Annotated in this window: 6 protein-coding genes and 2 pseudogenes; all 8 read right to left on the reverse strand. The window is 37.1% G+C overall.

Annotated elements, in window-relative coordinates; genetic code table 11:
• A pseudogene (locus HT723_RS10055) lies at positions 1-337 on the reverse strand (IS630 family transposase); the annotation flags it as partial.
• 209 nt (positions 338-546) lie between these two features.
• The gene (locus tag HT723_RS10060) at positions 547-5,340 is read right to left on the reverse strand and encodes a S8 family serine peptidase (RefSeq protein ID WP_172935136.1); all 4,794 of its coding nucleotides are present in this window, start codon (positions 5,338-5,340) and stop codon (positions 547-549) included.
• 469 nt (positions 5,341-5,809) lie between these two features.
• A pseudogene (locus tag HT723_RS10065) lies at positions 5,810-6,019 on the reverse strand (transposase domain-containing protein); the annotation flags it as partial.
• 191 nt (positions 6,020-6,210) lie between these two features.
• Positions 6,211-7,938, reverse strand: coding sequence for a septation ring formation regulator EzrA (gene ezrA, locus HT723_RS10070; RefSeq protein ID WP_000064834.1), 1,728 nt, complete (start codon positions 7,936-7,938; stop codon positions 6,211-6,213).
• A gap of 81 nt (positions 7,939-8,019) precedes the next feature.
• Positions 8,020-9,966, reverse strand: a complete 1,947-nt coding sequence (gene gyrB / locus HT723_RS10075; protein WP_172935137.1) for a DNA topoisomerase (ATP-hydrolyzing) subunit B — start codon at positions 9,964-9,966, stop codon at positions 8,020-8,022.
• 14 nt (positions 9,967-9,980) lie between these two features.
• The gene (locus HT723_RS10080) at positions 9,981-10,544 is read right to left on the reverse strand and encodes an HAD family hydrolase (protein ID WP_166736468.1); all 564 of its coding nucleotides are present in this window, start codon (positions 10,542-10,544) and stop codon (positions 9,981-9,983) included.
• Positions 10,545-10,628: 84 nt separating this feature from the next.
• The gene (locus HT723_RS10085) at positions 10,629-11,183 is read right to left on the reverse strand and encodes a DJ-1 family glyoxalase III (protein WP_166736466.1); all 555 of its coding nucleotides are present in this window, start codon (positions 11,181-11,183) and stop codon (positions 10,629-10,631) included.
• Between the two features lie 10 nt (positions 11,184-11,193).
• Positions 11,194-12,417, reverse strand: a complete 1,224-nt coding sequence (locus HT723_RS10090) for an FtsW/RodA/SpoVE family cell cycle protein (protein ID WP_050262092.1) — start codon at positions 12,415-12,417, stop codon at positions 11,194-11,196.
• Positions 12,418-12,435: the final 18 nt, after the last annotated feature.

Raw genomic sequence — 12,435 nt, forward strand, 5'->3', positions numbered from 1 at the left:
GGTTAGTTCCGTAAAGCTCGTCATCGTATTTTAAGGTTACATTAAACTGCTTTAAAGCTGCCCATACTGAAGGGACAGCACAATCAAAATGTGCCGCAATTTCCCGTAAAAAAGCATCTGGATAAGCCTCTACAAAGGATTTCAATTCCTCTAAAGGAATCTTTCGGTTTTTGACGACTCGCTTTTTCCTCTCTAAGTGTCCTTGTTCACGTAAGTTCTTTTCCCACGTGAAGAGAGTTCTGACGCCAACATCAAAAACCTTGGCTGCCTCGACATGGCTGTGCCCCTCTTTGATGTAATCTAATGCTCGCTGTTTAAAATCTGTACTATATGCCATAGCTTTATTATAACATGCTTGTTTGAAACTAAGCAACTATACTATAATTTGAATCCTTTTGCTCACGATACTACTATAGAAATCAAGCATGAGTAAAACCAGTGGAACTTACCCTGACACGGAATTCCACTGGTTTTTATGATTTTTCTCAGACTAACTTCCAATTCTACTAGCGGTGGAACTTACTTTGGGAATTTAGCTTGTATTCTCTACTCACTTTTTGAAAAAGTTACAAGTCCAATAACTGACAACAAGAGAGAAATTCCAGAAATACTTAGCATAATAGAAATCATGTTATTCTCACCAGTGGCTGGTAACTGTTTTCCTTCTTTGATGACTGTAGCTAAAAGCACTTGTTGATCACTTCCAGCTAGTGTTTTATTCTCATGCTTAGCTTCTATATTGGAATGATGTATTGTAATTGATGTAGCTTTCTCAATTTTATCATTGCTAATTGAAGGCTTAATAGTTGAGACTTGTCTATTTTGACTTACTAATTTAACAGGTTGCACTTGAGAAACTGGCTTGATCGTTACAACTGGTTTAGCTGGAATAACTGGATTAACTGGTGCAACTGCTTTAGTTGGATCAACCGGCTTAACTGGTACAACTGGTTTGGTTGGGATCTCTACTTTATTAGCCTTAAGTTTTACAACCGTTTCTTTTAGAGCTTTGATTACTTCATTAATTTCTTCTTGACTAGCTTCTGCATTTTCCAAAAGTAGCTTAGCTTTGTTGAAAATAAGATGATATGCATCTTTCTCCTCTTTGCTAGCTGTCAAAAATCTTGGATCTTTTTCTTGGAACTTCACTTCATCCTCGATAACATTCTTTAGGCTCATAAAATCTGTTTCTTTCCCATTCAGCTGGTCTTGAGCTTGCAAGAAAGTGGTCAACAGACGGTCAATTTCATCTTGAGTTATCAAATCTTTTGTAATTAATAATGCCAAGAGTTTAAATTCACGATCATATTGACCTTTGCGTTCTTGATCAGAATTTATATATTTACCTTTTTTAACTGTCTCAGCATATGCTTTAATGGCATTCTTCAATGATGTGATATCAGATTCCTTACCATCCAATGTTTGCATAGCAGACTCTAAAGCCTTAACAATTTGGTCAATTTTATCTTGGTTAAGTTTACTTCCCAATGCTAGTTGCGCATCTTTGACACTTTGCTCAAACATCTCTTTTAAATTCTGTTTTGTATTATAATATCTTGGAGTTTTAACTACTTCCATTTGTTTATTTAAAGCTGCAATCAGAGCTAACTTAGAAACAACTGAAAGTGACAAAACATTATTTTTACCAAACAGAACTTTAAATGGTTGAAGATTATCAAGTAATTCATAACCGTTTGACAGATTTACAAGAACTTTATATTCACCAGTAACCACTTTCTTACCATAAGAATGTTTACCATATGTTTCAGCTGGCAAGACTTGACTCTGACCGTCTTCACCTACTAAAGTAATCATTGTAGTTCCAGGAACAGCTTGATTAAAGCCAACCGTTACTGGGGCATATTTCATTTTGTTAGCCAAGAAGGTAATAGTTTGAAAACTATTTTCTTTCGTTAAATCAAATTCCTTAGATAGAGCACTCACAAATTTCAACTCTGTACGATCATAGCTAAAAATTTCTGCAACATAATGCCCAAATTTCAAGAAATTAATATCTTTTGACTTATCAACGGTTACATATTGACCTTCGCTATTTTTAATGCGATAAACATAAGTTGTATCAATCTCATCATTGGTTTTATTGTTTAGTATAGCAATTTTTACACGACCACTATTTTCTTCACCTACAAGATCTTTGAGAGATATAAAATCTACATTTCCCGCAAAGTCTTCCACATAATAGAAGATTTTCGATTTATCAATGTTCTTAGGAAGTGTATAACTACCATCTTCATTTTGTTTGATAATCTGATACTGTTCGATTTCTGAATCTGCCGCCTCTCTATTTTCAGAAGGACGAATATAAAAGACTTTTTCTAGAAGAATTCCGCCATTTCCGACATCCTGAGGTTTACGAGCTATAAATTGTTCTTGATTTTTTTGAGAACGAATATATCCCGAAGTAATCAGAGGTTTTTGTGTATCGATTTGAATTTTAAATATTGTGTATTGTTCTTCAGCTCCAGGGACATCTGGCTTATAACTAATAACATAGTCATAAATTCCATCAGAGACTCGATTTCCATTAGAATCCTGTCCTCCCCAATCTGTTTTATCTACAATGTAACTTCTTGGATTTCTAGTATCGCCATCAAAATAATTTTTCACAAGGTCTGTTGGACGACTTTGCCAAATAGGCTGACTGTGTGTTGTATCCGAAGAATCATAAACAGTTGCACGAAGATTTACCAAGTTTCTATAGACAAGAGTTTTAAATTGAACAGAATCTTTATTACCATCATCGTTCGGCGAGATAGCAAGGCGAACATTACCCTTTTCATCTAATTGAAGATGGTATTTTCCTTCATCATCTTGTTTCACTCCGAGTACAGTCACTCGATTTCCTTGACGCTCTGCTTTTAAAACATTTACATCATTTTCAGAACTTGTTAAATAAGTTGCATCGTCTGAAGGTGAAATTCCTGGATTATCTTTATCAATTTCAGAGTAAAATCCACTGTTTCCTTCCTTAATCAATTGATAAATTGGTTTTTCAATTGCAGGTAGATTTTGGAATTCTCCCTTAAATCCCATAAATGGTAAACCAATAACAGAACCATCATCTGCAGGATTGACAAATCTAACAAATCCTTCTAGAAAATAACCATTTGGCATTATTTTGCTAAGTTCTTCAGTAAACTTACTTGTATCTACACTAACTGTTACTGTCTTCGTACTATGAGCTTTCACAGTTACTTCGGGCCAAACTGTTTCAGTTAGTTTTCGTGGACGGAGAGTGAATTTTCCTTCTTCAACTTCGTCCGTATTTGTATTTACAATCATCTTCAATGTTCGGTCTTTATCCGAAATATTATGAATTGTAACTTCAAAGGTAAATTTATCACCAACATTACCAAGAGTAACACTTGGATAATTATTTGCACCTGTTACAAATAGATCTGTGCTTGTTGCCGCCATCGTGTCAACTACGCCAGCACCTTGGTGACGTGGAGAAGTATAGGCTCCAGTTTGTTTATTAAAATGTGGTTTTGCAGTAGACATAATTAAAGCTTTTACAATCTCTGAAATTTGACTAGCTGATAATTCAGGATGTTTCTTTGCTAAATATTCTTTGACTAATGCTGCGACACCAGCTACATGAGGGGCCGCCATACTTGTTCCACTTATACTTCCATAACTATTGTCGTTAAATGATGAATAGATATTTCCACCAGGTGCAGTAACATCTGGTTTCAATTGTCCATCTGTTGTAACTCCCCAACTTGAAAAATCTGACAATTGGTCTGCAACATCTGATTTACGATTATCCATCTTGTGATTAAAGACAATTTTATACTGACCAGACTTAAGAATTTCACCATAATATTTTGAAATAAAGACAGATGGGATTTTCTTAGCATCACCTGTAACAGACATACTAACATTTGCACCTTCAACGTTGTTATAAATTAAAACTCCAGCTGCACCGTGTTGAAGAGCATTTTTAATCTTATCAGAGAAATGGATTTTACCACGTTGAATCAGTGCTAACTTACCTCTTACATCAATATTAGCAAAATCTTCTTCACGACCAATACCCGTTGCTACATATTCGTATTCTTTCCCTTTTTCAAAATCTTTTTCTGTTTCAGGTCTATTAAAATCAAACTTACCATAATCAAGGGTAGCGTCATTTTCTAAACCTTTTACTTCAAAGACTTCAGTAGTTAGAATTTTATTATTAATCGAAGCAACAGAAATTGAATCTTCTACTGTAGAGGGATTTCCGACGAGACCATAATCAGGATTTTCTGCTAATGGTTGTGAAAAACCTCTACCGAAAGTATTGCTATTACCAGCAGCAATAACAACAGATACTCCTTTAGTGCGTGCTCTTTTTACTGCTTCAATAATATCTGAACCCGCATCTACAGTTGAACCCGCACCTGCACCCAAACTCATATTGATCACATCCGCACCTAACGCAACTGCGTCATCAACGGCTTTTACATAGAGGGCAGAGGCTGTAGTTTTATCTCTATCTGAAAAAACTCTCATAAACATAATTTGAGCTTCTGGCGCCACCCCATAAACCTTCTCAGAATTCGGGGCTTTATTAACTGGATTTCCAGCTACAATACCAGTAACGTGCATTCCATGAGACTCTTTTTCAGCCTCTTTTATATTATCAGTTCCATCAAAGTAATCATAAGCATATACTACCTTGTCACTGTACCATGTTCCATAGTCAATACCGGCAGCTTTTTTAGCTTTTTCGATATCATCCTGATTTTTAAATTTCGCCTTTGACGGATCAGAAATACGCAGAACTTCATGATTCAAATCAAGGCCTGAATCTATAACAGCGACTACAGTTCCTTGCCCTTTGTGTCCTGCTTCCCATGTTTTAGGGACAGTAATCATTTCATTACTGGAGATACTATTTGGCTTTTCTTTATGTCCACTTTGAGATAACGACTGTGATTGTGAACTTTCGGAAGAAGAACTTCTTTCTACTGCTGATTCTTCCTTCTTCTCTTCACTTTTTATAGCAGTCTTTTCTTTCTGTGTGATTACATTCTTGTCTGACTTATTATCTCTATATTCTATAGAATCATCTTGTTTTACTGACGCTGTCGCTTCTGTTTTTTCCTTTGAAGAAGAATCTAGAGCATTCTTGTCAGCCGTGACTGACGGTGCGAGCTTATTTGAATCATCTAATTTATTAATTATTACTGCATGTGTAACTTGATTGGATGTTTCAAATTTCCCCTCAGCAGCACTAACCTGTACTAAAGCAAATCTGCATGCAAAGACCGATAGCAGAAAAATCGTTGCTATTTGGTACTTTTTATGACAAAAATCTTTGCAGTCTCCCATAAAATCACTCCTTTTTATTTAAATTAAAAGTATTATATCCTAAATTATCTGAAAATTCTATCAAAAACTTATTTTGTAACAAAATTGTAATATTAATCACTCTTCTCATGTAATTTAAACATAAAGAAATTTAATCTCGATTAATACAAGACTAAATTTCTTTATTAAATAATTACTTTCCATTCAATTACTCATTAAGCAAAAACCTTACTAATCACGGTCATAGAATAGTTCATGTGCTTTTATAGTAGATTGAAACTAGAATAGTACACCTCTACTTCTAAAACATTGTTAGAAATCGATTTGACTGTCCTGATCGATTTGTCCTATTCTTATTTCATTTTACTATAATCGTGAATTAAGCATTTCAGGAACTGTGACAAACGTAACCGTACAATAACGAAGTCTATTGAAAAATCTCCAGATTAGTGAACTTAGCGATAGTTCCTAATCTGGAGATTTCTTATTTTCACCTTTCTTGTACAACTTTAGTCCATGGTAAATAAGCCTCTAAAACCTCTTTGTTTACGAGAGTTTCCTCGTTTGGAAGACATTCTAGAAGATAGGATAGATATTTCTCGCTATGTAATTGATGACGTTTAGCTGTTTCCAACAAGCTCATAATAATATCTCTTGCTTTAGCTCCTTCAAAACTTTGAGAAAACAACCACCCTCGCTTTTTAAAATTTAGCTTAGGCTAAAAGAGTCCACTGGACTCTTTTACTCCGTCCCATTTTAGCGTGACTACCACGCTTTGTTCTATCTTTCTTCATATTTAAATAATATCAAAACCAAGCATTAATTTCAATGATAAATAAGTAAACTCATGGCTTTTGAGTAAAGAAAAAAGCTTAGAATGAACTAAGCTTTTTAAAAACGAATCGTTTCACGTGTTTTCTCATATGAAGTAACAAAGCGATTGGTTACACCAGGCTCTGCCACTTCCAATGCTTGAGAAATCTTGTCAAATGAAGCGTGATAATCAAATTCTTTTTCAAAAATATCTAAAGCTTCGTTAAATGCTTCTTGAATGCGTTCATCAAATGAGCGATAGCGGTTAGAATATTGCAAGAGTTGCTCTGTTAAGGTTGCATATTGTACAATATTATAAGTTTCCATTTCTAAAGCTTCCATATCATTCGTTGCAATTTCAAGAACTCGGGTAACAGATTCAATGTTAATCATTTTCTGTTCTAACTCAACCATTAAATCCTCGGTATTATTGCTTGCCGTAAAGAATAATTTCAAGAAAGTTTGTGGAATACCTGGCAGATTGCGTTTTTCCATGTATCGCTTGATAGTATGGAGACGATTGACATAAACATTGGACTTTTGACGTGCATTGATATCATCTTTCTCAATTTGTGTCAGGCGCTCACTAACTGAAATTTGCTCATCTTCAATATCTTTTAGTTGAGTTTGTAAATCCTCAAGATTTTCTTCAAGAACTGAATAAGCTTGGGTTGGTTCTTCTTGATTTGAAGTTACCTCAACAATAGCTGCCTCAAAACTCTCTAATTCTGTCTGAATACGACGAACATGGCTTGCAGCTGTCTCAGGAAGTAAATAGGTCTTGTTCAAACGTGCAATATCTTCTCCCAATAAAGTATTATTCTCTTTCATATGTTGAAGGTAAGTTGGAAGAGTTGCAAGTAGATTCTCCACTACTTTCTGAGCAGCAATTTCTCGAGTAAAAATATCATACAAAGCATTGATTTCCTCTTGTGCCTGTCCATTCTCATATTCGGCATTATCCAATTCCAACTGGCGAATATTCTCTTGGTTTTTCTTGAATGCTTCATAAAGCAAGTGGAAACGTGCTTCAATATCCGTTTCAACAAAATGATAATTAGCATCAATTAGTTTACGATAACCGGCTTCCAAATCCTGTAATTGATCTGGCAATTCTGTAGAAAGCGTCGTAACCAAGGCTGGAACACGATCCACAATATGACTTAAGGCCAAAATGTGATTTTCTGTATTATCCAAAATCACTGCGGCTTCCACAGGGTCACCCGATGAATTCAAGGTTACAAATTGTGAAAATTCAGATTGGATATTTTCTAATTGTTTTTCAATTTCATCCAAGGCTTGACCATACTGTTCTGAATTTTCAGCAACTCTATGCTGAAGTTCCTCAAATAAATCCAAAGCATGAAGAACACGACCACTATTTTTAGATTCTTGCTTCTCTAAGTCTGCCAAAGCATTGCGAATTTCAGCAATATCTTCTTCAATCAAAGTAATTTGACTCTCAATTTGGTCAATTTGATGACTGGCCTTGAGAAAACGAAATGAATGGTTATAGCCTTCTGCTTCAAAGAGATTATTTTCAATATCGGCAAAAGAGTTGAGAGATAAATCGACCCATTTTTGATTCCATTCACGGAAAGCCACTTGACTTTGTCCAATCAAGTGCATATTTTTTACAGCTTCTACTTCATCATTTACTGGAAGATTGTATAGTTCTTCTTTTCTTTCTTCTAGCGCCTCTAATCTCCCCTCGTTTCGCTTACGTAGAAAGATTGCCACTACATAAGCCAGAACTAAAATGACTGCAATTGCAACCATTAAATAAATTAGTTGTCCATTAGACATATCAAACTCCTTTTTTATTTGAAACAATCGTAACGATTATATCATATTTTTTAGACCAAGGGAACTACTTCTCCCTATTTTTTAGACATCAAGTGTACTATAGACAGCATTTTCTTCGATAAACTCACGACGAGGCTCTACTCGATCCCCCATCAACATATCAAAGATTTTATCTGCTTCTGCAGCATCATCTACAGAAACTCTAGCCATCAAGCGATGTTCGGGATCCATGGTTGTTTCCCACAGCTGATGATCGTCCATTTCACCTAGCCCCTTATAACGCTGAATAGTCGGTTTGGTACGACCTTCACTATAACGGGCTAAAGCTTCTTGGAGTTTGATTTCTTGATCTGCACCCGGCTGGATATATTCTTTAATCTCGCTTCCAACCTTGACACCATAGATTGGTGGTTGGGCAATATAAACATAACCAGCTTCTAGGATTGGTTTCATATAACGATAAATCAAGGTTAAAAGAAGGGTACGAATATGGGCTCCATCGACATCGGCATCGGTCATCAAAACGAGTTTTTGGTAACGGGCTTTCGAAACATCAAATTCTGCGCCAAATCCTGTTCCCATGGCTGTGAAAAGACTACGAATTTCTTCGTTAGCTAGAATCTTATCCATACTTGCTTTTTCAACGTTCAAAATCTTACCGCGAATTGGAAGGATAGCCTGAAACTCACGGTTACGACCAGATTTGGCTGATCCACCAGCTGAGTCTCCTTCGACGATGAAGAGTTCTGTTTCAGCAGAATTGTTAGAAGAACAGTCTGCTAGTTTCCCTGGAAGGTTGGAAATTTCCAAACCAGATTTTTTACGAGTGACTTCACGCGCACGCTTGGCAGCCACACGAGCCTTGGCAGCCAAAATCCCTTTTTCCACGATACGCTTGGCAATCTGTGGATTTTCCATGAGGAAATCGGAGAAGGCTTCACTGAAGAGGCGATTGGTAATCTTGACCACTTCGCTATTTCCCAATTTGGTCTTGGTTTGTCCTTCAAACTGTGGATTTGGGTGTTTAACTGAGATAACTGCAGTTAATCCTTCGCGGACATCTTCCCCAGTTAAATTATCTTCATTGTCTTTCAGTAACTTATTCTTACGAGCATAATCATTGATAACACGTGTCAAGGCTGTACGGAAACCTTGTTCATGCGTTCCACCTTCATGGGTATGAATATTATTGGCGAAACTCATGACATTTTCATGGTAACCAGTTGTGTACTGCATGGCTACCTCAACTGTGATATCATCCATCTCACCGTCTGTATAGATTGGTGTATCAAAGATTACATCCTTGTTCTCGTTGATATATTCAACGTAACTAGCAATCCCACCTTCATAATGATAATGCTTGGTTTGTTCCAAACCTTCACGCTTATCTGTAATTGAAATTTGAAGACCGCGATTTAGAAAGGCCAACTCTTGAATCCGTTTATTTAATTTATCAAAATCAAAGATTGTTGTTTCAGTGAAGATTTTTGGGTCCGGTGTGAAGTGAACAGTTGTTCCTGTTTTATCCGTATCTCCAACTATTTCAAGATCTGCGACAACATGACCACGACGGTATTCTTGGTAATGAATCTTACCATTTTTGTGAACATGAACGTCTAATTGAGTTGAAAGGGCATTAACAACTGACGACCCCACGCCGTGAAGACCACCTGAAACCTTGTATCCGCCACCGCCAAATTTTCCTCCAGCGTGAAGGACAGTAAAGACAGTCTCAACGGCAGGTCGACCTGTTTTTTCCTGAATATCGACTGGAATACCACGCCCATTATCCACAACAGTAATCGAATCATCTGGCTCAATAAAAACTTGAATATGGCTGGCAAATCCTGCCAAGGCCTCGTCAATTGAGTTATCAACAATTTCCCAGACTAGATGGTGAAGACCTTCTTTTGAGGTTGATCCAATGTACATCCCTGGACGCATACGAACAGCCTCTAAGCCCTCTAAAACTTGAATTTGACTGGCATCATAATCCTGTGCCTGCAGATTTTTGATTTCTTCTGTCATCTTATTCCTTTTTCTTACATGTCTAATACTTGTCTTAAATTCACGATACTGGTAAACAAGTGGGTATCAAGTCCTGCAGCTTGACCTGCTTCGATATCAATCGGTCGATCACCAATGACAAGACCTGAGCTAATCTGATACTTTTTTCTTAAATAAAGCACGGACTCGGGATTTGGCTTTCTCTTAAAGCCTGAGCTAGAAGTCACCACTTCTGTAAAATAAGCTGCTATAGAGGTTTTTTCTAAAATTTCCAAAACCTGATTATTTCGATGAGAGACCAAAAAATAACGGCCACCTTGATTTGAAATGTCTTCCAATAGGTCAAAAACTCCTTCAAATAAAATCGGGTGTTCAAGCTCTCTGGCTTCATTTTCCTTGTACTTTTCTAAAAAATTCTCTAAATTGGGAGCGAATGTCTCAATCGCCAAATCAGTAGAAACCTTTAAAGCTTGATAGACACTGTCATGGTCTTGTATAATGCCATACAGTGCCAATGTTTCAACAAATGCAGCTGTTGAAATTTCATAATTATCCAGTAAAGTTCCACCTAAATCCCAGATATAATCGTGATATTTCATACCCTTCATTATAGCATTTTTTTATGAAAAAAGCGATGATTTCCCTGATTTTTCCACATAAAAAACGAGAGAATAACTCCCGTTTTACTGATTTTTACCAAAGACATCTCGATAGAGCATTCCTGTTCGTAAAGTCTCTGCGTCTCCTCCTAGTTGCTCTACCAACTCGTAGGCAAAGGCAAGGGCTGTCGAGGGACCTCGACTGGTTGTCAAGTGACCATCTACCACTACTGTTTCCTTGACGTAGTGACCATCAAGGATTTGCTCTTGAACACCATCATAACAAGTGTACTGCTTGTTTTTCAATACCCCTGCTTGATTGAGGGCAATTGGTGCCGCACAAATGGCTGCTAGTTTCTTCCCTTCTTGCTCGAATCTTTGCAACTCTTGAATCAAGGCCTGATTATCGCGCAAATGTGCAGAACCAGGCATACCGCCAGGAAGAACAATCATGTCATAGTCTGATAAATCTCCATCAAAGACATGATCTGCTCTTACTTGGATTGCATGCGAACCCGTTACTTGCTTTTCAAAACCAACCATATCACAAGTAATATTTGAACGACGCAAGACATCTACAACTGTCAAAGCTTCAATTTCTTCAAAGCCCTGAGCTAACATAACTGCTACTTTTACCATGATTTTCTCCTTATTTGATTTGTTTTAATACAAGCTTTTTCCGCTTGAATGGGACTTTTCCGCTCTTTTCTTCAGCTAGATTTGTCTGGTAACTCATCGATAAAAGCAAACCAACACCAATCAGATTACTGATAATAGCTGATCCCCCTTGCGAAATGAAAGGCAGTGGAATCCCGGTCAAAGGAAGCAAGCCCGTTACAGCACCGATATTTTCAAAAATGTGGAAGAGCAACATCATAATCAAACCAGTGGAAATATAGGTGTAGAACTGGTTATTTGATTTGAGAGTAATCTTCAACATACGGTAAATCAACATGAGGTAAAGGACAATAACCAGGACAGAGCCAATAAAGCCAAAATCTTCTGCAATGACCGTGAAAATCATATCTGACTCACGAACTGGAATAAGCAGATTTGAAGTATTAAAACCTTGGCCGAATAAGCCACCACTCCCAATAGCAATCTGCCCTTGAGCCTGCTGATAAGTCGTTGTTTGGGCAAACTCAAAGGGATTGAGCCAAGCCAGAATCCGATTAATTTGGTAGGTCGGCATTCCAATCTGGTGAAGAAAAGCTCGTCCGTCCTTGCTAATAAAGATAACTAAGAAACCAGCAACTCCTGTTACAGCAGTCACAAATACTGGGATAATAATTTTCCAAGAAACCCCTGATAATAAAACGATTCCTGAGAAAATGGCTACAAAAACCAAAGCCGTCCCCAAGTCACTTTGAAGTGCTAAAAGAACTAGGACTGGAATGGTAAAGAGAATCATCCAGAAAATTAACAAAAAGTCCAGCGGAACCGTGCGTCTCCATTCCTTATGTTTCTTTGTAAATTGGACAATGACACGAGCCAACATGAGGATATAGGATATCTTCATAAATTCTGACGGTTGAAATAGGGTAATTCCATTTATTGATACCCAGTTTTTGGCACCCGTTGATGCAACTAAGCTTGGATTATAAAATACAATCGGCAAGATCATAAGTCCCAAGCCTAAAATATATAGAAAGGGGGTCACCTTCCAAAGAAATTCTGTATTAAAGAGCATGACCACAAAACCAATCACAAGCCCCAAGGCAATCCAGGCGACCTGCTGCCCTAAAATGGGCAGAATATTATTGGGATAATCATGACTAACGGCTATATAGATAGCCACCACACCGATGACCAGTAGAAAAAATACTGGCAAGAGCAAACTATAATCGACTCTAGAGTCGAGAGAACGTTTCATATATACTAACCTTATACT

The organism is Streptococcus sp. 2106, assembly GCF_013277315.1.
GTDB lineage: Bacteria > Bacillota > Bacilli > Lactobacillales > Streptococcaceae > Streptococcus > Streptococcus pseudopneumoniae.

Excerpts from the sequence above, each read along its gene's own strand:
- HT723_RS10060 (WP_172935136.1), bottom strand. The coding sequence starts at position 5,340 with ATGGGAGACTGCAAAGATTTTTGTCATAAAAAGTACCAAATAGCAACG.
- ezrA (WP_000064834.1), bottom strand. The coding sequence starts at position 7,938 with ATGTCTAATGGACAACTAATTTATTTAATGGTTGCAATTGCAGTCATT.
- gyrB (WP_172935137.1), bottom strand. The coding sequence starts at position 9,966 with ATGACAGAAGAAATCAAAAATCTGCAGGCACAGGATTATGATGCCAGT.
- HT723_RS10080 (WP_166736468.1), bottom strand. The coding sequence starts at position 10,544 with ATGAAATATCACGATTATATCTGGGATTTAGGTGGAACTTTACTGGAT.
- HT723_RS10085 (WP_166736466.1), bottom strand. The coding sequence starts at position 11,183 with ATGGTAAAAGTAGCAGTTATGTTAGCTCAGGGCTTTGAAGAAATTGAA.
- HT723_RS10090 (WP_050262092.1), bottom strand. The coding sequence starts at position 12,417 with ATGAAACGTTCTCTCGACTCTAGAGTCGATTATAGTTTGCTCTTGCCA.